Consider the following 23,132-nt stretch of genomic DNA (forward strand, 5'->3'; position numbering starts at 1 on the left):
AATGACCCGGCAATACGGCACACGCTGCCAAAACAATCTGCCTATGCTTAGCCAAACTTCAGATTAAGAGGGTAATGGACATGGGTCTCTTCAAGCCAAAATACGTAACATTCGATTGCCATGGCACGTTGATCAATTTCCAGATGGCGGAAGCCGCCCGAAACCTGTTCGGTCATCTTCTGGATGGGCCGCGCATGAACGAGTTCATCAAGAACTTCCAAGCTTATCGAATCGATGAGGTGATGCAGGATTGGAAGCCCTACGCCGACGTCGTTCACAACGCACTGGAGCGCACGTGCCGCCGCAATAAGGTTGCTTTCCAGCCCGAAGACGCCCAAACCATCTACAACCTCGTTCCAACCTGGGGACCGCATTCGGATGTCGCCGACGGCCTCGCCAAGTTGGCCAAGGAAATCCCGCTGGTCATTCTGACAAATTCTATGGTGGCGCAGATCCCGTCAAACGTCGCAAAGCTCGGTGCGCCGTTTCGCGCCGTCTACACTGCCGAGGAGGCCGGCGCCTATAAGCCACATTTCCAGGCATTCGAATATATGTTCGACATGCTGGGATGCGGACCAGAGGACATTACGCATGTGTCGTCGTCTTTCCGTCACGACCTGATGTCCGCCTATGACCTTGGTATCAAGAGCAAAGTGTGGGTCAACCGTGGCCATGAGCCGGCCAACCCCTACTACGAATACACCGAGATCCGCGATATTTCGCAGCTACCCGGCGTTTTCGGACTTTAACCTGAATTCCGGCAACAACGGTGCAGTAAGCCAAAAACGCGGCCAAATAGGTAGTGCTTTGTTTGCTCTAATCGGATCGGACCAGGTCAGAGCATACAACTTGGCAGCCCGAAAAGCACACGAACCGCGAGGATCTCAAGTTGGGCGATCGTATCGATGCTGTTTCTGATCGGGAATTAGGTCGTGACAACAGCTCGGCGGCTATGGGCTCATCTAACCAGCCGTTTGCTGAAGTGTCGACCGAAGCCTATTTTCGTGCCGCGGTCGCGATTCTCTCCACGCCGCCGGACGCAGCGGAGCCAGACATTTCGGCGACGCTGCTCAAGCGCTATTACGGATTGGAAGGATCAATCGTCGTCTTATCCTCCGAGGTTGAACGCACTGCCGCGGTTTCTCTGTCGGACGGCCGCCAGTTGATCCTGAAGACGTCCGCGCGTCGAGAGGCAATCAACAGCTTCCGCTTCCAGAGCTCGGCTTTGGCGGCACTACAGGGTCAAGGATTTGCTGCGCCCAAGGTGATCCGCACAAGTGGCGGCGCGTTAATGTTTGAGGAAGAGGGTATTAGTGGGTACCTGCAGACCCGACTTGAGGGCGTATCGCTGCACAAGGAGATACCCACTCCCGATCTTCTTTTTCGAACTGGTATTGCGCTCGGCCGGCTGGATTTAGCACTTGCGCAAGTTAAGCCACCTGCAGCCTACCGCCCCATTCTCTGGCATGTCGGCTGCTGGTCGCGCTTGATGGAACTGGAGGAATACCTACCGGCGGGAAGCGTTGCCAAATGCGTTAAAACCGCCATGGCGGAATACATGAGTTTCGTCGAGCCGCAGATCAAGAGCTTGGATTGGCAAGTCACGCATAACGACCCTAGCCCGTTCAACATAATCGTTGCTGACCAGAGCTTGGGCTTCATCGATTTCGGCGATGGCTGCTGCAGCCCGAGGATTCAGGATCTTGCGATCGCGGCAAGTCACGTCGTGACAGATCCGACGCTGCCTTTGGGTGGAGCCGATCACCTCATTTCGGGCTACGCCGCGGTTGCCCCACTTTCCGCGTTGGAAGCAAAGCTGCTAGTCGGACTCATTCGAGCACGACAGAGTGCCCTGATACTGATCAATTACTGGCGCTCCTCTCTCTTTCCAGCCGACGCGCAATACATCAAGAAGAATGTGGCTCGTGCCGAGCGGGGGTTGGCAATCTTGGCCCCTCTGTCTACAGCGTCAGGCGAGGCGGCAGTTCTCGCGGCGACAGCACGACCTTCGCCCTAACTCTCAGACAGGCAGCAAAGATGTCCACAGACCTTATGCCCAATCGCTACAGACCCGGTGAGTGTGACCTTCCAGCGCGCGAGGCCGAGCTAATTGCCCGCCGTGATGCAGTTCTGGGAGCATCTTATCGACTGCAATATCGACGGCCCGTGCAATTCGTTCGCGGCGAAGGCATGTGGCTTTATGATCCCGACGACCAGGCTTACCTTGACTTCTACAACAACGTTCCTTCGCTGGGTCATTGCCACCCCGAGGTGAATGCGGCAATGGCTGAACAGGCGGCGCGTATCAGCGCCAACACGCGTTATCTCGAGCCAAGACTTGTTGAGTATGCCGAGCGGCTGGTTGATTCGTTCCCGGAGGAGCTCGACCGCGTGGTCTTCACCTGCACGGGCAGTGAATCCAACGATCTTGCCCTACGGATCGCGCGTCTGGTGAGTGGCGGCGAGGGTGTAATCGTCTCCTCCCATGCCTATCACGGCACCAGCGCGGCTGTGGCGGCGGTTTCGCCGAACTTGGGAGATGCCGTCAAGCTCAGCCCATTTGTGCGCATGGTTTCGCTGCCCGGACCGGCAGGCATCCCGGAAACGCAAGCTCGCGACTTTTTCGAGGCGCAGGTTCGTTCAGCAATACAGGATCTAACTCGCCGCGGCATAGGCGTTGCCGCTCTGCTCATCGACAGCATCTTTTCAAGCGATGGCGTGTGGGTCGATCCTCCAGGGTTCATTGCCGGCGGAGTTGCGGCGGTGCAGGACGCAGGCGGCCTCGTCATCGCCGACGAAGTTCAACCGGGTTTCGGACGAACTGGCGCTCATATGTGGGGCTTTGAACGGCACGGAATCTTGCCGGACCTTGTAAGTCTCGGCAAACCAATGGGCAACGGCTTTCCGATTGGCGCGGTCGTTGGTCGCAAAGCGCCGATGGACCTGTTCGGCGCTACCGCTCGCTACTCGAACACGTTCGCCGGTAACACGGTCGGGATTGCGGCTGCAGATGCCGTGCTGACGATCTTGCAACGCGACCAAGTCCCTCGAAATGCGCTTGCCATGAGCGAGCGGCTGAGAGCCGGGCTGGAGGAGGTAGCAAGGAGGCATGGCGGCATTCGTGCCATCCGTAATGCGGGCCTTTTCTTCGGCATCGACATCGGACCCGCGGAGATGCCAACGCTGGATAGGCGCGCAATGGCTCTGGATCTCGTCAATGCGATGCGGGATGATGGCGTGCTGATCAGCACGACAGGGGCTAATGAAGATACACTCAAAGTGCGCCCGCCGCTCATCTGCAAGTCTGGAGACGTCGACCTATTCCTTGTTGCCATTAGGCGTGCTCTGAGCAGAGTCGGAGGATAGAGCCCTCGATTGGGTTAGTTGGCACGGGTCTGTCGCAAACTATCAGGTCGGGACGATCGGGTAAGCGATTGTATTTTCGAGCTTTGTTAACCTGATGTTCGAAAAGGCGGCGCGAGCAGACCATTCCGATCGTTAACAGTCCAATCTCCGGTAAAGCCGAAACCTTTCCTCAGCCAGAGAATGGCTTCGAACCCCGCGATTGTTCTGCGCGCCGTCATGAAGGATTACAAGCCACCGATCTTGCCTGGATCGACCAGATCCTGCGTGTCGGTCGAACAATGAAATCAACGCCGGCCGAGAAAGTCGGAATGCTTCGAGACCGCCCGGTCTTTATCGGCGTGGCTTCCGGTGGATTCTTCACCGGCGGGCGCGCCACCAACCGGATTTTCTGACACACTATCTGTCGGTCACGCTCAGCTCCATCGGGCCATCGGGCTGAAGAGCCGGCAGTTTCTCCCGCTTCAAGAACTGCCTTCCTTGCCTGGGAGCAGGCGGTAGAAGCGGGGGACACGAAGCTTGCTTCTCTCGACCTCAACGCCGTGGAGCGCCCGACCGAAATCCAGGATCAACCGGCAATGATCGATGCACGTCGACTTCGCCCCGCCCCGGCGAGCATCGCCAAGCGCACACTGTGGACTAAAAGCTTCCAACCTTTGACATCAACCCACCGGCGCAGCCGGACTATCAACATGAGGCTTCAGATGATTTATCTACGTCTACGCTTCCCAAGATCGGTGACAGGATCACCGGTAACTCAACGCCGCCCGATGACGGTACTATCTGCTAATGGCTGGGCTCGGAGCCATACGGCCAATGGACCGAATTGCGGCCTGGATCGACGCGTCCTACCCTGGAGCGTTCACACCGGACTGGCTTTAGGGCGGGAAGACCCGTGGTTGGTCCGTACGCTTCAAGAAGGCCAAGGCCCTCACGACGTTGGTGCCCGAATATCGGCGGTTTTCCGCCATCGTCGTGATGGGCAGAGCGGAACGTGAGAAATTCGATGAACGGCGTTATTCTTAGCGGCCGCAATTGGCCAGAACCTACGATGACCCAAAGACCTAGATCGACGGGAATGACTGTTACTTCAAGTCTCGTACAAAGATGAGCTGTAGGATGTAACAGAGCTTTTGGCGATGAAGCGTCCTGCCACTGCTACACTGGACATCCCGTCATCTGCAATAGTTCAGCTCAGGAGCCGACACCGAGCAAACCACAAAGTGCATCTACCCACAGCTACCCAAGGGAGATCGAAGCGGTCTTTCACGCTGTATCACCACACCACCAAATATCTGGGGAGACAAATCGATGAAAGCGATTATAGCATCCGTCGAAGCCGCCGGCACAGCCGGCATGAAGCTGACGGAGCGGCCACAGCCGCACGCATCGATAAACGACGTCATAGTTGCAGTGTACGCGTCGGGCTTTGTGCCGACTGAACTGAGCTGGCCGTCGACCTGGACCGATCGCGTCGGGCAAAGAAGAACGCCATCGATCCCGGGCCACGAGTTTGCGGGCGTGGTTACGGCTCTCGGCTATGGGACGACTGGCTTGTCTTTGGGACAGCGTGTGTTCGGCCTGACAGACTGGTACCGCGACGGCACCCTAGCGGAATATCTGGCCGTAGAGGCGCGCAACCTTGCGCCGCTCGCGGGTGACGTGGAATACACAGTGGGTGCCAGCCTGCCGATCTCCGGCCTGACCGCCTGGCAGGCACTGTTCCAACATGGCCGTCTTCAAGCGGGTCAGAGTGTGCTCGTACACGGCGCCGCTGGTGCGGTCGGTTCGATCGTGACACAGCTGGGCCGCGAATTCGGAGCCTATGTCATCGGGACCGGACGCAGTGCAGACCGGCAGAAGTCGCTCGAATTCGGCGCGAGCGAGTTCGTTGACCTCGCAAACGACACACTAGAAGATATCGGCCACGTTGATCTGGTTATCGATGTCATCGGTGGCGAGATCCAGAAGCGGTCGGCGGGGCTACTCCGACCCGGGGGTACGCTCGTTTCCGTCGTTGGCCCGGTTGAAGCGCGTCCCACCGATGGCCTGGCGATTGATTTCGTCGTCGAATCCGATCGTGCTCAACTTGGCGAGATCGTTCAGCGGGTACGTGACGGACGCGTACGGACGAACATCGGCAACATCTCAATGCTCGATAATGCCGTCGCCGCATTCAACTCGCCGGAGCGGCGGACGGGCAAGACGATCATCCGCGTTCGAGCATGAGAGACTGCGGGGATCGACAGTATCCTGCTTCAACGATCCCAACTTGAGTCCCCACGGCCGGCGCAACAACCCGGCCGTTAAGGCTGCCAGAGGGTCCCGGATGCATGAAGGCATCAGCGGGTTGCTCTTGAAAGGATACGAACTGCCGACATGCGCCTCCCTTTTTGATAAGCTACCAGATTTGGCCTGCGGAGGGGAGTCATTGAGACGCGGTCACCTGCCTTTTGCCGTGCGATAACAAGTCCAAGCACAAGAAGCGGACGGGCTGCTTGCAGGCGTCTGACCGAGTTGATCGAATGGCTGAAATGAAGGTGCGAAGCTGTCATAAAGGCGACGCAAGAGCGCCGCCCATCATGATAGCGCAGATGGGCACCGGAGCGGAGCGAGCCCCGCCATGATCGTATAACTTCATCGCCTGTGAGGCTTCTGAACCTCTGTGAACCGACTAGCGCTCAAGCATCCCCGGGGTCGCTAGAGAAACCCCGCGATATTGAGCTGATAATCGTGACTGCCTAGGCATCTTCGAAATCACGCGCGCTGGTCCTTTCCGCGAACAGGAAAGCATCTCAACGCGGAACAAGGACGGGCGCGACTTGTTCAAGGCGGTGCCACAGTAGCGAGCATGCGCGTGGTAGGAACAGGCAACGAAGGATTGCAAATGGAAGAACCAGCCGAGATATGGTTTTTGTCTTTCGGGAGAGAATGCCCTTGGCGCGTACCATGCCGGAGCTTACAGCGTTCTCCACCGAGGTGGTATCCGTCCTGTGCGGATCGCTGGGACATCCGTAGGCGCGATTGTCGCGGCGATCATTGCCGGAAACAATTGGGACAACTGCCTTGCGCGGCTGGACGAGTTCTGGGAGATTGCGATGAGATCTCGCGATTGCAAATGTTGCGTCCCATTGGAATGGCTCTAAAATCGCCTCTTCGCTTGGCACATTGATGCAGGGGCGACGCCCCCGCTATTCCGGCCATCAGCGGCGGTTTGGTGGCAACGGCTATTCGGTTTCTCGTCTCCCTTCAACGATGAAGGATTACTCGTTTGGTTAAGCAGCTAGTATCACAGCGCGAGCGAATGCATGGCGACGCCCAGATCTGCGGAAGAAATCGAACAGCGGCGGCTTCGACGCGCGGAACGCCGCGAGGCGCAGAGGCAAACAAACCTTGCCAGGGCCGCGAAAATGCACGACGTACGTATCAAGTCCGCAATCGAGCCACCAGAGCCCTCTACGACACTGGCAAAGGCGGTGAACATAGGCTGCTCTGGGTGGTATTACTGGCATTGGAAAGGCCAATTCTATCCGGAGGGGGCAGAGCGGAGTGAGTGGTTCTCGATTTACCAGGACCAGTTTGATACCGTCGAGTTGAACGCGCCCTTTTACAACTGGCCGACAGTGGCTACGATCAGGACCTGGCTCCGACAGGCGCGCGAAGACTTTGTCTATACGGTGAAGGTTTCCGAGCTCATCACCCACATCAAGCGGTTCGATGGCACGGCCGACTTAATCAAAGATTTTGGATTTATCGCCGACACCCTGGGCCCGCGTATGGGATGTCTGCTCTTTCAGCTTCCCCCGAGCGCCAAGTTTGATCCGGTGCTGCTCGACACCATTCTGGGCCAATTGGAGCCACGCCATCGCAACGTCGTTGAATTCCGCCACAAGAGCTGGTGGAATGACGAGGTCTTTGCTGCATTCGAAAGCGCCGGGGCAATCTTCTGCTCCACGAGCGGACCGCGCCTGCCCGACCAGCTCGTCAAGACAGCCGACGATATTTATATACGGTTTCACGGAGTAGAGCAGTGGTATCGCCACGACTACAGCCAACGCGAGCTGCAGGCTTGGGCGGAACGCATTCATGAAAGCGGTGCGAAGCGGGTATGGGCCTACTTCAACAACGACCGAAATGCCTACGCGATCAAGAACGCCAAGATGCTGGATGGCATCCTTACTGGCTCCAGCTGACAATCCGAATTCGCGCCTCCCCGAGATAGACGCTACAGACAACTGCCCAGACAGACTGGAATGGGCGCCGGAACAGAATCATCCGGCATTTGCCAGCTCCCTTGGAAAACGGGCGTCGGTCGATGCGAAGCACGCGTGGGATCGCCGACATGCGTGTCGCTCGTAAAATAGATCATCAACTCAATCGCTACCCGACCGGACCTGGTCGACGCGGAGGCTGCCGGCACGCAGTGGGGCGAGGACTACGGACCTCGGATGCCAGGCATCATAAACGGCTGCGAGGTGCGGGTCGGCGAAAAGATGGTCGAGCATAGGAGGAGTTCTCGATCAAGTTGAATGAGGAGTGGGACGAGGTAAAGCGGATAACGAGTTTGCCGAATAAGGCTTGGCAAACAAAGGAGATGAGCCGCGGCACGGATTTGACGCGGTGGGCCGAGTTCGGTGCTCGGCCCGGAACAGGCAGCGGGTCAATACCTGTTCCGTCCGATACTCCACAACTTCATGTCCGCGATCTTCGCCGCGCCCATCAACTTCGGGCTCTGTTCGACAAGCTGCGTCGTCGCGCGCGAATCAACCCTCAAGCGCAGCTTGAGCAGCCTGCTGCGCGCGGATCGTCCGGGGATCGACGGAAATCCAGGAATCCACGATCTTGCCGTCGACGACGCGGTACATGTTCAGACCCGTCGCCTCGAACGGTTTATTGGTGGGGTCAGATTGAAGAACTGGCCCGTGTGCACGCCCGTCTCGCGCCATTGAGCAACGACCAGGTCGCCGCTTGCTACGATCAGCTGTAACTCGCTCTTGAGGTCGGAATACGCTTTGTGGATGTTATTGACGGCTTGCGCAAATCCCGCCGGACCATTCCTGCCGTTCGAATGATCCGTATGTTTCTCCGAAACGACTGCCGCGAAGCCGCCGGCGTCGTTCCGCTGGATGTATTCATAAAGCTGACGGACGACCCGCTCATTTCCGGCTGTATCATTCATGATGGCTCTCCGGTTTTTTGATTGGCAACCTTGGTGTCGAAGGGCAAAGAGCATGCTTGTCAAAGCGGTGAGAAGTGTTGGGCTTCGGGCATAGCGACATTCTTGCCGTCGACCGCTGGGATTTGCATGACTTCGATTAAAGCATCTGATCAAGCATCCGTCGGATTGGGCCTTCTCAACCGGCCCGTTCTTGTTTAGATGGCGCTTGCCACCCCACTCGCCGGCGGCAAGCTGCTTCTCGGGACCAGCTTTACTTGCAAACATAGCATGCCGCCGCTTGGTCTCGCGCGTGCACTATCCTTTCATGTTCATCCAGACAATTTCCCAGACATAACCATCTGGATCTTCAACATGGCGATTATACATGAACCCCAAATCCTGTGCGGGGTTGGGGTCGGCGCGCCCCCCTGCCGCGACGGCGCTTGACAGCGTCGCGTCGACGCTGTCGCGATCGCCGACAGTGAGGACGATTATCGCCTGACTGTCGCGCCGTGCGTCGCCAATCGGGCGTTTGGTAAATTCTTTATAGTGGTCATGGGTCAGCAGCATCACCCCGACCGAGTTCGAGAACATGAGCGAAGTGGAGTTCTCCCCGGAAAACTGCGCATTAACAGTGCCGCCTAAGGCCACGTAGAACGCCGTCGACGCCGACAGGTCACGGACAGGCAGGTTCACAATCATCATTTTAGACATCACATCCCTTTTCCGGTCCTCCTTTGTGAGGCCCTATTTTTGATATACAATATGTATAGCTAAAGCAAGCTAATTTTTGCCCCAGGAGCTCGCGTGAGTTTGCTCGCGCGCCTGGGGCAGGAAGAAAATTGCAAGCGCGGCAGCCGACGACGGATCGCACATCGAGGTAGCCTGCCTGACTGTTGGCCGCAACGATTGCTCCGGATGTGATCCCCAACTCGTGCGGACCTCAGCCACCCCCTCGGCCGTCGATATCCGCGGACGATTTGCGTGTCGGGCTGTGACTGCATGCGGCCGCGACTGGGTCGGACGCCCCACGCTTGCGGCCTGGCCATGCCTTAACGCCTGGCAAGAGCCGCTCGAGGGTAATGAAATGCAGCACCAGCCGGACGAGAATATCGCGCAGTCTTCGAGCGGTACGTCCGCCCGGCACGAACAGAATGGGGTGGTCGTTGGCGTCGAGTGGAAACAAGGCCGCGAACCGGCCGACCGCAATCGCCTGGGCGAAGGTGGAGAAAGTAAATGGGGAAATAGTCTTCCCGGCAACTTTAGCGGCAACCTGCTCGGCGGCGTAGACGCCTGAGACTGCGGCGGTAAGTGCAGATGGACGAAATGGAGCACCAGTTGAACCGCGGGGATGAGCGCTGTCGCCAACCGCCAGGATGCAAGGATGGGATACAGATCGGAGCTCCGTGTCGACAACCACCCGGTCCCGCGCATCGACCGTGAGCCCAGCCTCCCTGGCTATCGGGGGCGCGCGCATACCGGCCGCCCAAATGCAGACATCGAACGCAAAGTGGCGTCCGCTCGCAGTGACCACCTCGCTCGCTTTGATCTCACTGACGCGTTCATTGTCGACAAGTGCGACGCCCAGTCTCCTCAAATCGCGTCTGAGTACGGCTTGGACCTTATCGCTGGTGAAATCCCCGGCACGCGTTGCGCTCACGAGCGTGACGTCCATTTCGGGCCAAGTTGATTTTACCTCACCCGCCGCCTCAATCGAAAGCGGCCCACCGCCGACGGCCAGCACGCGAGCGGATCGTCGTGCGACTGATGCAGGGCGACTCGTAAAGCCGCGGTCGAATGTAGACCACCACCAAGGTCGAGCCGATAAGCGTATTGCGACGCGCCAGGCGCTTTGCTCGTATCGACATGTGACCCAAGCGCATAAATGAGCTGGGTAAAGCCGATCTCACGCGTAGATCCCTTGGCTTCGATGAGGATACGGCACCGCACGGGATCCAGCGAAAGCGCACGCGCCTCGATGAACTTTATTGGCGTCCTCGCTAGATAGTCGGAAAGGGACGCGATCCGCGGCCTAACAGGAGCGACCATCGCTTCCTGCAGGCGCACACGTTCTACGAACTGATCCTCGGCGTTGATCAACGCGACCCGCAGTCCAAGCCGACGTCGCCCCAGCCGAAGGCTGGCCATCAATCCTGCGTAGCCAGCTCCCAGCACAACTACGTCATAGGTTTCGAACGGTGCGTTAGGTGTTGTCAACATTGAAGACTTCTCCAGAAAAGCCGCTGCAATATCCATCTCTATGCGTCGCGGGCGGCGGCCATGGTCACAGCGGCGATGGCGAGCAGAATGGCCGCGCCTCGCTGAGCGAGCACGACACCGGGCTGAACGCTCGCGTCATCGTCGCTGCCAGCTTTGCTCAACCGCCGCAGCGCACCACCCACAACTGTCACCTGGGCGCCAAGCGCAAGAATTGCCGCCAGGGCGCCAGCCCCAGCAGTTGTTCGGCGGTTCCAAAGGAGCCCTCGTGCAGCGTGTGCCAAAGATAACGGCCGGCGGCTATGGCGATCGCGGCAGCGAAAAGTTGCGAAACGAAGAGTTTCTCACTTCCACGTCCCGTCGTCCGTGCCAATGCGAATGTGGATCCGGCCCAGAAGGTGGCGGCAAGAATATGGACCGACAGGGCTACAATCAGCGACAGTTGCATGGCATTGATCCTCTTGACTGGCTAATTAACTATACATATCGTTAAGTTAAATCAAGAGGCAAGATGGTGGCAAAGCGTTCCTATGTCAGCGTAGCGCGGGCTGAGGCGGCCGCGGAAAAAAAGGAACGGGTGATTCAGGCGGCCACCCGCTTCCTCCGCGAAGCGGACAGCATCACAGCTTTTTCGCTAGACGCCATTGCGAAGGCCGCCGATGTGACCCGGCTTACGCTCTATAATCAGTTCGGTTCGCGGCGCGGGCTGCTCGAGGCGGTCTTCGACGATATCGCTCGACGAGGACAGCTCCTCCGGCTGAACAGCGCGATGGCCGAGGCTGACCCCTCGAAGGGGCTCGACCTTCTGATTTCGATCTTTTGTGACTTCTGGAGTGGCGATCCAGCGGTGGTCCGGCTCCACGACGCCATGGTGATCGATCAGGAATTCGCGGAGGCGCTGCTCCAGCGTAACGAACGCCGTAGAAAAATGATCGAAGACCTGGTCGCACGAATAGCAGGGGAACAGGCAACAGTCGCAGCGAAACGAGATGCCGTGGACCTCATATTCGCGCTCACCAGCTGCGGGATGTTTCGAATGCTCTCCGGAGCGAGGCCCATTGAAGATGTCTGCGCCATCATAACGGACACTGCTCGGGCAGCTGTTATCAGAATCGGGGGCCTTGCGCCCAGTTGACCTGAACTTCGTCCCAAGCGGCGAAAAGTGCTCGTCGTTGGCGAGGGAGCGTGCCACCCCCGGTTGCCGCGAAAATATTCAGTAGATGAGAATTTGGTTTGTGCTTGCGACTGCAAGTCCTTTGTTCACGAATTGGCGTCTGATCCGCTCTTGGCCGCCGCAACCAACCTGGGAAAACCTATCGCGGCGAGCGGGTAACAATAGGAGCTCAGCAATGACATGTCATATCTGCACCGCCTGTGGCACTCAGTTTGAAGAAAGCACCGAGCCGCCATCTGCCTGCCCCGTTTGCGAAGATGATCGTCAGTTCGTGCCGCCATCCGGTCAACTGCTGAAGATCCTTCATCATATCACGGCATTGAGCGGACGACGGCTCATTTGAGCAGGTATCGATAAGTGACCGTGTTGCTGCGACTTTTTCATAAAGCCGTCGTTAATGGCAGCGAGCTTGTTCAACTGCTCTCGCGTGCAGGTCGGATTATTCCGACACGCGACGAGCAGCTTTCTATTTCGATCGCGGCCTTCTGATCTCTATCGTTCAGATAGTTGTACTGATAGTTTGCGGCTGCATAGGCAGCTCCCTCACCACCGCCCGCGAACGCAGTGGCGCCATGTCAATTTTCAGTTGGTCACGTCTTGACTTTCAATCGGTCATCTCTGCGGCGGTACGAATAGTCGGGCACCTGACCGCCCAAGGCTGGTCGCCCGTGGCTCACATTGTCCATAGAAGAGATAGCGGGGCAGCTTGGAGCTTTTCTCCAAATGGAGTCACGCGGTCGTGGTCGTGTAAGACGAGTCCTCGCACGAAACGATCGCCGATCGCGTCTTGTAACTGGCGCAACCCGCGAAAATCATCAGACTTCACCGTTGCTGACGCCTTAACTTCTATCCCAACAACCCGGCCGCGCCGATCCTCGATGATGACATCGACTTCATCTTGGTCTCTCGTCCGGTAGTGGGAGAAGGAAAAGCGCCGGTCTGACCATGACGCCAGCTTCAGCAGTTCTGAAACCACGAAGCTTTCAAGCAGAGCGCCAAAACGACCTTTGTTGTCGCGCAGCGCATCCGCTTCATCCGCTCGCAAGGTGGCAAGCAGGCCTGTGTCCAGAAAGTGAAGCTTTGGGGTCTTGACGAGCCGGCTCAAGCGGTTGTTGGACCACGGCACAAGCGTCCTGATCAGAAAAAGGCGTTCAAGGATAGCAACGTATTTCTGTGCGGTGATGCTCGACAATCCGAGCGCCGCACCGAAACTGCTGTGATTGACCAATTGTCCGGCGTGCTCCGCCAGGACCTCGAGCAGCCGCGGAAGCCGGTCCAACTGGTCGATGTTGGCGATATCACGCACGTCGCGGTCGAGGATCAATTTCACATAATCTTCAAGCCAAGCAGTCCGCCGGCCGGGCGTCGGCCGACGCAAGGCTTCGGGATAGCCACCCTGTAGTATCGTCAACAACAGGTCGTCACCAACCACGGTGTCTTCCCCGGCGGAAGGCTCATCTCCGGCAAACAGCCGATCCAGAAGACGTCCGGGGGTGGATCGGATTTCAGATTGGGCAAATGGCAATAACGGGACGACGGCCATTCGGCCGGCGAGCGAATCTGCAATCGCCGGAACGGTGGCCAGATTGGCTGAGCCCGTGAGCAAGAACCGTCCCGGCTCGTCATCGCGATCAACGCTTTCCTTGATCGCCAGTATCAGTTCGGGCGCCCGTTGCACCTCATCGATCACGGCCCGTTTGATGCCACGGATAAAGCCGATTGGATCGGTCCTTGCTGCATTCAGCGTACCGACATCGTCGAGGGTGATAAATGGACGATCGGAGCCAGAGACCTGTCGCGCAATGGTCGTCTTTCCGGCTTGCCGCGGGCCGGCGATGAGCACGACTCGCGTGTCGGCCAGCGCCGTTTCCACGATCGGTCGGGCTTTGCGTTCAACCAGCTTTTTCGGCGATGGCGAATCTGTCATCGGCTATCAGTAACCGATCTCTCGGCTAATTTAAAGTAGGCGTCCGGCTGATTTTAATTCACGGTACGGCTAAACTCTGCAATTTTAGAGTCGGCACACAACCACTTCCAGTCGATACTTTATGCGATATTCTTCGTCCGGAACGTGAACAACATAGCAACATGCTGGGCAATGACTCGAAAGCCCTCACGCGCCAGCGCCATAATTGGCGTGAGCAGGATTCCGCTCGGCACCGTCCTTAGCGGAGCGGTTCTCATCCGTCAGCAGCCAGTCCGTCTGGTATGTCGCTCGTGGAAGTGGTCGTGGCGGGTTGTGGCCGGCCCAGTGGGACATGCTGAGCACACTCTTGATCAGTTCTCTAGCTTTGGCGTCACGGGTCACCCCGCGCTCAAGTCAAAGTGCTTCGGCGCGGCGTCAGTCGTAGAATGAACATGTTGCACGAAAGGCAAACACTTCAGGAGTTTGCGACTTCTGCCCTACTTGATGTGGGCAGACATTTCCTACTGCTAAACCAACCAAGCATCTCGATGTGGTTGGCCGACCGTTCAGGAAAGACCCGATTATCGGAGATCGGCGCGCGAGCTCGGGTCTTTTGACTGGACGGGGAACGTCTTAGGCCTTAGCTCAATGGCCTACCCGGTATACACGCCCGGTCTGCACGCCCTCAACGCTCCGTCTATAGGCCATTGCGACGCGCGTTCCCGCGACGCTCTCGGTACCGGGGAAGAACGGGCCAAAGCGGTCCATTGATTCAGTCAGCATCGTCGGGCTGACTGCATTGATACGAATGCCTCGGGAAAAATCGCAGGCGGCCGCGCGCACGAACCCCTCGATCCCAGCATTGGAGGTCGCGGCATTGGAACCTTGCGCGATTGGATCATCCACAGCGATGCCGGACGTCAGCGTGATCGACCCTCCATCATTCAGGGAGTGCTGACCAACGAGAGCAACGCGCACCTGACTAAGCAGCTTGTCTTGCAAACCCTTGTGGAAGCTGGCCGCCGTCATTTCTGTGATTGGCGCCAGAATGACATTGCCGGCAGCTACGATTATGGCGTCAATCCGTCCGATTTTCTTGAAAAGCGTCTCCACGCTGCCATCACTGGAGATGTCGACCTGATGATCACCCTTGGTGCGACCGACACGAATGACATTGTGCCTCCCATCGCGCGTCAGCTCCTCCACCACGAAGCGACCAATATCGCCGCCGGCGCCAATTACAACGATCTTCATAGGACATTCCTTTTCAATTCAGGCTGAAGTGTCGCTACTATCCACCGAACCACTACGGTGATAAATGCGCTAGAATTTCTTTGTTTGCGAACTGGCGGTTAGCAATATGGATAGATTAAGGGCCATGGAAACCTTCATTGCCGTTGTGGAGACAGGCAACTTCACGGAGTCAGCGCAGAGGCTTGAAATGTCGGCCGTCATGGTTGGAAAATATGTGCGCCAGCTCGAAGAGCTCCTGGGAGCGCGCCTGCTTGAGCGCACCACGCGCCGCCAGGGACTGACGGATGCCGGCCGCGTCTTTTATGAAGATTCCAAGCGCGCACTCGAATATGTACGCATGGCCGAAACGTCCATCGAGCGACTGCGAGCATCGCCGTCGGGCACCTTGCGTATCAGTGCTCCAATCACGTTTGGCTCATGCGTCGTCGCTCCTCTGGTTGCGACGTTCCAGCGGGCCCATCCGCTGGTGCGTATCGAACTGGAATTGAGTAATCGTGTTGTCGATCTCATTGACGAGGGATTTGATATGGCCATCCGCATCGGCGAGCTGGGTGACGTCGACCTGATCGCAAAGCCGTTGACGGTTTATCGTATGGCGATCTGTGCCTCGCCGGACTATCTCGCCCACCACGGAACTCCGCAGAGCCCGCACGATCTCGCCAATCACCGCTTACTTTCTCACACCGTGTGGAACAGCCGCGATGCCTGGAGACTCAGAGGTTGTGAGGAGGTGCAGCCCCCGATCGAACAGTTTTTCACATGCAATGATGGTAACGGCCTACGCATGGCCGCCCTCGCCAGTGCGGGATTGCTGATGCAGCCCGAAATTCTGGTCGCCCAGGATCTGGCAAGTGGGGCGCTTGTTTCATTGTTGCAAGCGTATGTGCCCGAACCGCGCCCTGTTCATGTGGTGTATCGACAGGATCGACGGCCCCTCCCAAAGCTAACCCGTTTCATCGAGCACTTGCTCGCGCATGCGAAGGAGCAGGAGGCTTAGTCGCTGATTTCGTTCGAACAGATAGGAAGTCCGGTGTTGGCGCATTCCTGCCATCGATCTGTGCGGAAGAATTGAGAGCTGTTGACGAGCGCGTCCATGCCGAGCCCCTATGGTTGCCCTGGCATGACATGTGCGGAAATCCCACAAAGAGCCGGTCGGCTGCGGAAGACCCTTGGAGCTCGTCGATTTCAGTGATCCAGAACGCTTCTGATACGAGCGGCAAGATCTTTCAGTGAGAACGGCTTCTGCAGGAAGTGAACTCCCTTGTCCAGGCGGCCGTGGTGCACGATCGCGTTTCCGTCAGTAGCCTGTCGTAAACAACGCCTTCACGGAAGGCTGGAGCTCACTTGCCCTCGTTATGACATCCGCGCCACTCATCCCTCCCGGCAAGACGACCGTCGGTGAAAATAAGATCCACTGGCATGTTAGCAGCTAGAACCTGCAGTGCCGTCGGACCGTCTTTGGCTTCCAAAACGCGATAGCCGAGCTCCCTCAATGACTCCACGGAATATGCTTTCGACCTTGGCCAGTAGTTTGGCTGATCTCCTTCTGCAGCTCTCTGAGCTCTCCGGGCTCTTGCTCAAACGAGTAGCCTTCGCTATATGACTACTATAGTCATGACTTGGAGGCCTATATGAGAGAGATCCAGCTTAAGGATGCTAAGGCAACGCTTTCTGCCGTTGTCGATCAGGCTGTTCATGGCAATCCTGCGATCATCACTCGACATGGCAGAAAGGAAGCCGTGGTACTTTCGTTCGAGGAGTATGAAAAGCTGAAGCAGGTTCCGAGTTTCGGACGACTGCTGGCTTCCTTTCCTGGCGACGAAGGCGATATTCCGCCGCGGAGCACTAAGCCAAGCCGGCCCATCGATCTCTGATGTTTCTGATCGATACGAACGTCATATCTGCACTTGCTCCATCGAAACGCCAGAGTCATGGATCCCTTATTGAATGGCTTGACGAAGCCAGTCCGCAGCTGTTCCTATCCGTTATTTCTGCTGCAGAGGTTAAATCCGGAATCGTCAAGGCTGAGCGCGAAGGCGCAGCCACGAAAGCGCGGCAGCTGAGAGAATGGTGGGAGAGCGTCGAACATCTATACGCACAGAAGCTGTTGCCGTTCGATCTGAGATGCGCGCATGCTGCCGGTCAGATTCTCTATGGCGCTCGCGCCCACCAGCCGGGCTTCGAGGACATTGCGATAGCCGCCACAGCCCAGGTGCATGGCTTGATCGTTTTGACCCGCAACTTGCGCCATTTCGAACCTCTAGGAGCTCGAGTGCTCGATCCATTCAAAGCGCTGCCCAAGCTGTAGGGGCAAAGGAGGGATCTTTCTACTACAGCCCCGCCGCCTTGGTAAGATGGACACGGAGACGATCCCGGCGGCTTCCCATGCTGCCGCTTTCAACCCGCCCCAACCGGTCGGACCGGGGGCTGATCGCCAGAGCCAATGTCGATGACGCGTTGTTTTCGTCGCTAGTCGATCCATTATGCGATCTTCTTCGCCCAGAACGTGAACACAACGGCAACAAGCCGGACACCTCAAAAACCCTCGCAGTGCCAGACCCGTTTACCCGCTATTTCAGTTTCAGTGGCGCAAAAGGTATTTATGGAACTAACGCCCGCGAAGCCCTTTGATTGGGAAACTGAAAGAACATCGTGTGCTTTATTGAAGACTGCCCTTCTAGCATGGAGAACTGCTTTCAATTCCGCTCGTGGTTATTCCCATTTCAGCACTAAGGCACTCATTTCTCATACTTCGGGGTGCCAATTAACGCTCGGCAGGTGTTCGCCGGCTTTCCGATAGGCTGCGATGACTGTATTGGCCATCAGCATGGCAATCGTCATTGGCCCAACGCCTCCGGGGACCGGTGTGATGATAGCGGCAACCTTCGCCGCTTCGGCAAAGGCGACATCGCCGACAAGCCGTGGCTTGCCTTCCGGGGAAGCGATGCGGTTAATGCCGACGTCTATGACTGTTGCCCCAGGTTTGATCCAATCGGCCTTCACCATTTCTGGACGGCCAACGGCCGCTACGAGGATGTCGGCCTCGCGGCAGATCGAACGGAGATCCTTTGTGCGCGAATGCGCTGTTGTCACTGTCGCATTGGCCGCAAGCAATAGCGCTGACATTGGCTTACCGAAGAGGTTCGAGCGGCCAACAACCACGGCACTCAGGCCGGAGAGATCCTCGCCGTGGGCACGACGCACAAGGACCATGGCACCAGCTGGGGTGCACGAGAGGAGACCGCTTTGAAGATCGCCCGTCGCTACTTTGCCGGCATTGACGATATGCAGGCCGTCGACGTCCTTTTCAGGATTGATGGATTGAATGATCGGATCGGAGCTCAAGTGCTTGGGAAGCGGCAGTTGCACGAGGATTCCATGGATGTTGTCGTCTGCATTCAGTGCCTTGACCAGGGCTGCGAGCTCTTCCTGAGTGGTTGCCTCAACCATTGTGTGCTGCACGGACCGGAAACCACATTCTTTAGCCATGCGGCTTTTCGCGGCCACATAAGTATGGCTGGCCGGATCCTCGCCGACGAACACGACGGCAAGACCGAGCTTGATCCCAGTGTCCCTTTCCAATTTTTCGGTTGCGGACTTGACGCCGTCAACCACGGAAGAGGCGACCTGCTTCCCATCGATAATCTTGGCGGTCATCGTTCAGCCCATTCGTTCCGATGCGTAGGAACCGGGGCTCGCCGGAAAAACGATCGTCCTGTTGCCGTTCATGAACACCCGATGGTGAATGTGAGCGTGGATAGCTCGGGCAAGAACCTGGCTCTCGACGTCGCGGCCGATCGAGATATAGTCCGATGCTGATTGCGCATGCGTGATGCGGGCGACGTCCTGTTCGATGATCGGACCTTCGTCGAGATCGGCGGTAACATAGTGCGCGGTGGCGCCGATCAGCTTCACGCCGCGCTCGAAGGCCTGCTTGTAGGGGTTCGCGCCCTTGAAGCTCGGTAGGAAGGAGTGGTGGATGTTGATGATCCGCCCCGACATCTTTTCGCAGACGGCATCAGACAGGACCTGCATGTAGCGGGCGAGAACGATCAGTTCCGCGCCGGACTGTTCGACCACTTCGAGCAGGCGAGCCTCGGCCTGCGGCTTGTTGGCCTTCGTCACGTTGACGTAATGGAAGGGGATGTCGTGATTGACGACCACCTTCTGGTAATCGAAATGATTGGAGACGACCCCGACGATATCGATCGGCAGCGCGCCGATCTTCCAGCGATAAAGCAGGTCGTTGAGACAATGGCCGAAGCGCGAGACCATTAGGAGCACCTTCATCTTGGCCTTGCTGTCATGGAATTCGCAGGTCATGTCGAAGCTCTTCCTGATCGGCTCGAAGCCGGTTACGATCTCTTCGATCGGCGTGTCCGCCTCGCTCGCGAAGGTCAGCCGCATGAAGAAGAGGCCGGTCTCAAGGTCATCGAACTGCGAGGAATCGATGATGTTGCAGCCCTTTTCGGCGAGGAACCCCGCGATTGCCGCAACGACGCCGCGGGTGGACCGGCAGGTGACAGTGAGAACATGAGATTTCATGGAAACATCCGATTCGGGCCGACCCGCGAGGGCGGCGGTTGAAACAAGGTCCGGCCGCAATCAGACCGCCAGCAGTGATTTCAGCTTGACGTCGGCTTGCGCAAGCGCGGCGGGATCGACAGTCTTGCCCGAGGCGATCAGCATTTCCGCCAGCCTGATGTCGCGGGCAATTCCATTACCCGGACCTATGCCGCTCGCTGATAGCAGCCGCCCGTCTGCACCAATCTGGAAGATGATGAAAGCGTCCTCGCCGACCTCGCGCCGGACCGAGGTGACGGCGCCTTCGGCAAGGCCGGCCACCTGAAGCGTCAGGTCGTACTGATCCGACCAGAACCACGGCACGGCGCTGATCCGGTCCTCGGCCCCCATGAGATTGGCCGCCGCGAGCATGGCGTGCTCCTGCGCGCTGCGCCAGGATTCAAGCCGAACGCGCCGTCCGCCGTAAACGGGAATGGGGAAGGAGCAGCAGTCGCCGGCTGCGAGAATGTCGGGATCGGAGGTCCGCAGCTGATCATCGACCATGATGCCGTTTTCGATCGTAAGCCCGGCCTTTTCCGCGAGCTCGACGTTCGGGATCGAGCCGATGCCGATAACCGCGAAATCGGCATCGATCGTCCGGCCGCCGGCCAAGCCGATCGAAACGCCATCGGCGGCGATCTCGAAGGTCTCGATCCGCCTCTCGCAAAGAATTTCGACGCCCGCTGCCTTGTGGCGTGAGGCGACCGCATGCGCGATCTCCTCGGGCACGCCGCGCGACAGGATGCGCGGCAAGCCCTCGATCAACGTGACAATGGCGCCAAGACCGCGCGCGATGGCCGCAAGTTCGAGGCCGATGAAGCCGCCGCCGACGATGGCAAACCGGCTGCCTTCGTGCAGATGCCGTTTGATCGCCAGCGCATCGGCATGCGTGCGAAGCGTCAACACGCGCTTGGATCGTTCGGCGATGCCGGGGAGCGGACGTGGGCGCGCGCCGGTTGCAAGCAGCAGCTTGTCATAGGCGAGCTTGGTCCCATCAGAGAGTTCGACGGTCTTGCTTGAACGGTCGATCCCGGTCGCGGTGGCGCCCAGGCGGACGTCGATGCCTCGCTCCTTGTAGCCATCGGCACCCATGATGAACTTCGGATCGGCGCCCTCAAGGATCCCGTTCTTCGACAGCGGCGGGCGCTCGTAGGGGTGAAGTGTTTCCAAGCCGACAAGCGTGATCGTGCCGTCGAAGTTGCGCTCGCGCAGCTGCAGCGCGGCGCCTCCGCCGCACTCGCCGGCGCCAATGATAACGATAGAGATCATCACAGGGGCCTTTGCTGTTCGAAAGGCGGATCATGCGGCGTGGCGATCAGAACGAGGTGCTGCCGGAACGCGCCTTGCATTTCCTTGAAGCTGGAGTAGCCGCTGTGGGACGCAAGCCGCGCGATAGTAGTTTCTGACACGTTGCATGTCTGAGCGACCGACCGTAGCGTACCGAACGCGATTACCCCAGGGTTGCCAAGCAGCAAACGCATCGCTTGCTGCAGACTGGCTGGGTAGGTGATACGCCTTTCGACGATCAATCGTTTAAGATCGTTTACGCTTGGGTGGGCGACGGAAGATGAAAGCATTGGGACCTCTACTACCGGCCGCGATATTGGCCCTTCCGCACCGTTTGCCAACCGTGCGGAAGGACCGACTAAGTCAGCCAATCACACTTGAAAGGGACGCCGGAGCGCCGGACTTCACAGAGAGCGTCGCTGCCTCCGCCATGGCGAGCGCGGCAACGCCATCCTCCAGGGTGACGGGCAAAGATTTGCCGCCATTGACGGCGTCGACAAAGGCCGCCCATTCGGCTGCATAGGCGGGCATGTAGCGCTCAAGGAAGAAGTAGGTCGGCCTGGCGCCGGTCACGCCCTGCGTCGTCGATTTCACCACGGTGTTCTCGAGCATGTTCTGCGCCTGCAGTAATCCATCGGAACCGAGCAGTTCCAGCCGCTGATCATAACCATAGACCGCGCGCCGGCTGTTCTTAATGACGGCAATGCAGCCGTCAGAATAGGTCAGCGTCACGACGGCGGTGTCGACATCGCCAGCGTTACCGATCTCAGGATCGACGATCGACGAACCGACCGCAGTCACCGTGACTGGTGCCGCGCCCATGATGAAATTTGCCATGTCGAAATCATGAATCATCATGTCCCGGAACAGACCGCCCGAAACCTTGATGTAGGCAACCGGAGGCGGCGCCGGATCGAAAGAGGTGATCGACAGCAATTCGGGCTTTCCGATTTCGCCGGCATCTACAGCCTTCTTAAGCGTGGAGAAATTCGGATCAAATCGCCTGTTGAAACCGATCATGACGGGGCGTCCCGTTCCGGCGACGGCTTTTTGGCACGCCTGCGCTCTCGCCAGGCTAAGATCGACCGGCTTTTCGCACAGGACCGCCTTGCCGGCGGCCGTCGCCTTTTCGATAAGATCGGAATGGGTATCCGTCGATGTCGCGATCAATACGGCGTCGATCGTGCTGTCGCCGAGGATGGCGGCCGTATCGCGCGCTTCGGCACCATACTGTGCCGCGATTTTTTCTGCGGCAGCCGCATTGATATCGGAGACGGCGACAAGCATGCTGCCGGGGTTGCCGGAGATCGCAGTAGCGTGGACGCCAGCAATACGGCCGGCGCCGAGAAGGCCAACTTTAAGCATCGAATTTTCCTTTTCGTTGGAGACCGAGCTCGGTCTTGAATGCGTCGAACTCTTTGTCGCCGATCGCGATGTTGTGCTGGGGCTGCGGATAGGCACCGTCGTTCACGTCCACGATAAACTCGCGGAAAGCGGCGACGCGTTCCTTTTGCAGCCGCTCGAACTCGGCGGCGAAGTTGCGATAGGTCTTGGCATGGCGAGGACGATGGCCGTCTGTATGGCCAAGCACGTCTTCGGCGAAGAGATACTGCGCGTCGGCGCCCGGTCCGGCGCCCATGCCGAGCATGATCATCGAAGTGTTCTTCGAGATCAATTCGCCGACGCGATCAGGCACGACTTCCAGCTCCGCGCCGAAGCAGCCGATCGCCTCGAGTTGCTTGACGTGGCGGAAGAGGTCGAGGGCCTCCCGCGCGGTCTTGCCGACGGCACGAAAGCCGGTCCAGGTGATGTAGGACGGGATAAGCCCGACATGCGCGACAATGGGGACATGATTGTCGCAGAGCACTTTTTGGATGTCGATCGAGGCCGCGCAGTAGAAGCAGTCTCCACCCATTGCGGAGAAATGGTAGGCGGCGCGCAGGTAGTCTTCGGCGGTCGCCAGCGGCCTCCCCTCGAACTTGCCCCAGCCGCCATAGGGAAGACCTACCTGGACGAAGCAACGGCCGGCAGCTTTGCGCATCTCCGGCGAGAAGAAGCGGCCTTCGATCGACAACATATGGATGCCCGCCGCATCGGCGGCCTCGGCCTCCTCCGGCGTTGTCACGTAGAGCATGGAGATCTTTTCGCCTCGCGCTTTCATGGCGCGGATATCGGCGACAGTCGGGCGGGTATTCTTGTGAACCATTGGA

23 protein-coding genes and 7 pseudogenes are annotated in these 23,132 nt (G+C 58.2%); 14 read left to right on the forward strand and 16 right to left on the reverse strand.

Features of this window, described 5'->3' with window-relative positions; genetic code table 11:
- The first annotated feature begins 80 nt into the window (after positions 1-80).
- From FFM81_RS26890 to FFM81_RS26900, 3 genes are all read left to right on the forward strand, one after another.
- Positions 81-749 carry a haloacid dehalogenase type II gene (locus FFM81_RS26890; RefSeq protein ID WP_138385636.1) on the forward strand — a complete coding sequence of 223 codons (669 nt, stop codon included), beginning with the start codon at positions 81-83 and terminating at the stop codon, positions 747-749.
- A 140-nt stretch (positions 750-889) separates the two neighbouring features.
- Positions 890-2,017: a phosphotransferase enzyme family protein gene (locus FFM81_RS26895; protein WP_343073722.1), complete on the forward strand. Its 1,128-nt coding sequence runs from the start codon at positions 890-892 to the stop codon at positions 2,015-2,017.
- Positions 2,018-2,037: 20 nt separating this feature from the next.
- Positions 2,038-3,366 carry an aspartate aminotransferase family protein gene (locus FFM81_RS26900; protein WP_138385635.1) on the forward strand — a complete coding sequence of 443 codons (1,329 nt, stop codon included), beginning with the start codon at positions 2,038-2,040 and terminating at the stop codon, positions 3,364-3,366.
- Between the two features lie 79 nt (positions 3,367-3,445).
- On the opposite strand, the pseudogene FFM81_RS26905 reads toward FFM81_RS26900, so the two are convergent.
- Positions 3,446-3,590 (reverse strand): annotated as a pseudogene (locus FFM81_RS26905) (IS6 family transposase); the annotation flags it as partial.
- 18 nt (positions 3,591-3,608) lie between these two features.
- Here FFM81_RS26905 and FFM81_RS32955 point away from each other — a divergent pair.
- The 5 genes and pseudogenes from FFM81_RS32955 to FFM81_RS26925 all read left to right on the forward strand — a co-directional run.
- Positions 3,609-3,944 (forward strand): annotated as a pseudogene (locus tag FFM81_RS32955) (NAD(P)H-dependent oxidoreductase); the annotation flags it as partial.
- A gap of 152 nt (positions 3,945-4,096) precedes the next feature.
- Positions 4,097-4,481, forward strand: a pseudogene (locus FFM81_RS26910) (DUF3788 family protein).
- 193 nt (positions 4,482-4,674) lie between these two features.
- The gene (locus FFM81_RS26915; RefSeq protein ID WP_138385634.1) at positions 4,675-5,592 is read left to right on the forward strand and encodes an NADP-dependent oxidoreductase; all 918 of its coding nucleotides are present in this window, start codon (positions 4,675-4,677) and stop codon (positions 5,590-5,592) included.
- Between the two features lie 746 nt (positions 5,593-6,338).
- Positions 6,339-6,509: pseudogene (locus FFM81_RS26920) on the forward strand (hypothetical protein); the annotation flags it as partial.
- Positions 6,510-6,671: 162 nt separating this feature from the next.
- The gene (locus FFM81_RS26925; RefSeq protein WP_246401281.1) at positions 6,672-7,556 is read left to right on the forward strand and encodes a DUF72 domain-containing protein; all 885 of its coding nucleotides are present in this window, start codon (positions 6,672-6,674) and stop codon (positions 7,554-7,556) included.
- Between the two features lie 570 nt (positions 7,557-8,126).
- Here FFM81_RS26925 and FFM81_RS33375 read toward each other — a convergent pair.
- The 6 genes and pseudogenes from FFM81_RS33375 to FFM81_RS32970 all read right to left on the reverse strand — a co-directional run bounded on the left by FFM81_RS33375 (position 8,127) and on the right by FFM81_RS32970 (position 11,186).
- A pseudogene (locus FFM81_RS33375) lies at positions 8,127-8,806 on the reverse strand (ester cyclase).
- Positions 8,807-8,836: 30 nt separating this feature from the next.
- Positions 8,837-9,235 carry a VOC family protein gene (locus tag FFM81_RS26935; protein WP_138385633.1) on the reverse strand — a complete coding sequence of 133 codons (399 nt, stop codon included), beginning with the start codon at positions 9,233-9,235 and terminating at the stop codon, positions 8,837-8,839.
- Positions 9,236-9,464: 229 nt separating this feature from the next.
- Positions 9,465-10,265: an FAD-dependent oxidoreductase gene (locus FFM81_RS26940; protein ID WP_173883862.1), complete on the reverse strand. Its 801-nt coding sequence runs from the start codon at positions 10,263-10,265 to the stop codon at positions 9,465-9,467.
- Positions 10,214-10,777: an FAD-dependent oxidoreductase gene (locus tag FFM81_RS33170; protein ID WP_138385631.1), complete on the reverse strand. Its 564-nt coding sequence runs from the start codon at positions 10,775-10,777 to the stop codon at positions 10,214-10,216. Before FFM81_RS33170 ends, FFM81_RS26940 begins: the two co-directional genes overlap by 52 nt.
- 2 nt (positions 10,778-10,779) lie before the next feature.
- On the reverse strand, positions 10,780-10,932 hold the full coding sequence (locus tag FFM81_RS32965; RefSeq protein WP_246401288.1) for a hypothetical protein: 153 nt from the start codon (positions 10,930-10,932) through the stop codon (positions 10,780-10,782).
- On the reverse strand, positions 10,929-11,186 hold the full coding sequence (locus FFM81_RS32970; RefSeq protein ID WP_246401290.1) for a hypothetical protein: 258 nt from the start codon (positions 11,184-11,186) through the stop codon (positions 10,929-10,931). The genes FFM81_RS32965 and FFM81_RS32970 overlap by 4 nt, the downstream gene beginning before the upstream one ends.
- Positions 11,187-11,249: 63 nt before the next feature.
- Here FFM81_RS32970 and FFM81_RS26955 point away from each other — a divergent pair, with 63 nt between their 5' ends.
- Both FFM81_RS26955 and FFM81_RS32975 read left to right on the forward strand, forming a co-directional pair.
- Entirely contained in the window at positions 11,250-11,873 is a 624-nt protein-coding gene (locus tag FFM81_RS26955; protein ID WP_138385630.1) for a TetR/AcrR family transcriptional regulator, read from the forward strand.
- 214 nt (positions 11,874-12,087) lie between these two features.
- A pseudogene (locus FFM81_RS32975) lies at positions 12,088-12,201 on the forward strand (MBL fold metallo-hydrolase); the annotation flags it as partial.
- A gap of 384 nt (positions 12,202-12,585) precedes the next feature.
- Here FFM81_RS32975 and FFM81_RS26960 read toward each other — a convergent pair.
- Positions 12,586-13,839, reverse strand: coding sequence for an ATP-binding protein (locus FFM81_RS26960; protein ID WP_138385629.1), 1,254 nt, complete (start codon positions 13,837-13,839; stop codon positions 12,586-12,588).
- 624 nt (positions 13,840-14,463) lie between these two features.
- Positions 14,464-15,072 (reverse strand): short chain dehydrogenase, encoded by a 609-nt coding sequence (locus FFM81_RS26965; RefSeq protein ID WP_138385628.1) that lies wholly within the window; start codon positions 15,070-15,072, stop codon positions 14,464-14,466.
- Between the two features lie 106 nt (positions 15,073-15,178).
- On the opposite strand from FFM81_RS26965, the gene FFM81_RS26970 reads away from it, so the two are divergent.
- Positions 15,179-16,069 carry a LysR family transcriptional regulator gene (locus tag FFM81_RS26970; protein WP_138385627.1) on the forward strand — a complete coding sequence of 297 codons (891 nt, stop codon included), beginning with the start codon at positions 15,179-15,181 and terminating at the stop codon, positions 16,067-16,069.
- A 188-nt stretch (positions 16,070-16,257) separates the two neighbouring features.
- Here FFM81_RS26970 and FFM81_RS32980 read toward each other — a convergent pair.
- A pseudogene (locus FFM81_RS32980) lies at positions 16,258-16,595 on the reverse strand (response regulator); the annotation flags it as partial.
- Positions 16,596-16,703: 108 nt separating this feature from the next.
- Between FFM81_RS32980 and FFM81_RS26975 the strand changes: the two are divergent.
- The 3 genes from FFM81_RS26975 to FFM81_RS26985 all read left to right on the forward strand — a co-directional run bounded on the left by FFM81_RS26975 (position 16,704) and on the right by FFM81_RS26985 (position 17,703).
- Positions 16,704-16,946 carry a type II toxin-antitoxin system Phd/YefM family antitoxin gene (locus FFM81_RS26975; RefSeq protein WP_003567966.1) on the forward strand — a complete coding sequence of 81 codons (243 nt, stop codon included), beginning with the start codon at positions 16,704-16,706 and terminating at the stop codon, positions 16,944-16,946.
- Positions 16,946-17,380, forward strand: a complete 435-nt coding sequence (locus FFM81_RS26980; RefSeq protein WP_138385626.1) for a type II toxin-antitoxin system VapC family toxin — start codon at positions 16,946-16,948, stop codon at positions 17,378-17,380. The genes FFM81_RS26975 and FFM81_RS26980 overlap by 1 nt, the downstream gene beginning before the upstream one ends.
- Before the next feature lie 77 nt (positions 17,381-17,457).
- A complete protein-coding gene (locus FFM81_RS26985; protein WP_138385625.1) occupies positions 17,458-17,703 on the forward strand; it encodes a hypothetical protein in 246 nt (81 codons plus the stop codon).
- A 114-nt stretch (positions 17,704-17,817) separates the two neighbouring features.
- On the opposite strand, the gene folD is transcribed toward FFM81_RS26985, so the two are convergent.
- The 6 genes from folD to FFM81_RS27015 all read right to left on the reverse strand — a co-directional run bounded on the left by folD (position 17,818) and on the right by FFM81_RS27015 (position 23,128).
- Complete coding sequence (gene folD, locus FFM81_RS26990) at positions 17,818-18,729, reverse strand: bifunctional methylenetetrahydrofolate dehydrogenase/methenyltetrahydrofolate cyclohydrolase FolD (RefSeq protein WP_138385624.1); 912 nt, start codon at positions 18,727-18,729, stop codon at positions 17,818-17,820.
- A 3-nt stretch (positions 18,730-18,732) separates the two neighbouring features.
- Positions 18,733-19,617 (reverse strand): formyltetrahydrofolate deformylase, encoded by an 885-nt coding sequence (purU, locus tag FFM81_RS26995; protein ID WP_138385623.1) that lies wholly within the window; start codon positions 19,615-19,617, stop codon positions 18,733-18,735.
- 60 nt (positions 19,618-19,677) lie between these two features.
- Entirely contained in the window at positions 19,678-20,904 is a 1,227-nt protein-coding gene (locus tag FFM81_RS27000; protein WP_138385622.1) for an NAD(P)/FAD-dependent oxidoreductase, read from the reverse strand.
- A complete protein-coding gene (locus FFM81_RS27005) occupies positions 20,904-21,212 on the reverse strand; it encodes a MurR/RpiR family transcriptional regulator (RefSeq protein WP_138385621.1) in 309 nt (102 codons plus the stop codon). The genes FFM81_RS27000 and FFM81_RS27005 overlap by 1 nt, the downstream gene beginning before the upstream one ends.
- Positions 21,213-21,285: 73 nt before the next feature.
- Complete coding sequence (gene iolG, locus FFM81_RS27010) at positions 21,286-22,287, reverse strand: inositol 2-dehydrogenase (RefSeq protein WP_138385620.1); 1,002 nt, start codon at positions 22,285-22,287, stop codon at positions 21,286-21,288.
- On the reverse strand, positions 22,280-23,128 hold the full coding sequence (locus tag FFM81_RS27015; RefSeq protein ID WP_138385619.1) for a 3-methyl-2-oxobutanoate hydroxymethyltransferase: 849 nt from the start codon (positions 23,126-23,128) through the stop codon (positions 22,280-22,282). The genes iolG and FFM81_RS27015 overlap by 8 nt, the downstream gene beginning before the upstream one ends.
- Between the last annotated feature and the right edge of the window lie 4 nt (positions 23,129-23,132).

Origin of the sequence: Rhizobium hidalgonense, from assembly GCF_005862185.2 — a bacterium.
Classification (GTDB): domain Bacteria; phylum Pseudomonadota; class Alphaproteobacteria; order Rhizobiales; family Rhizobiaceae; genus Rhizobium; species Rhizobium hidalgonense.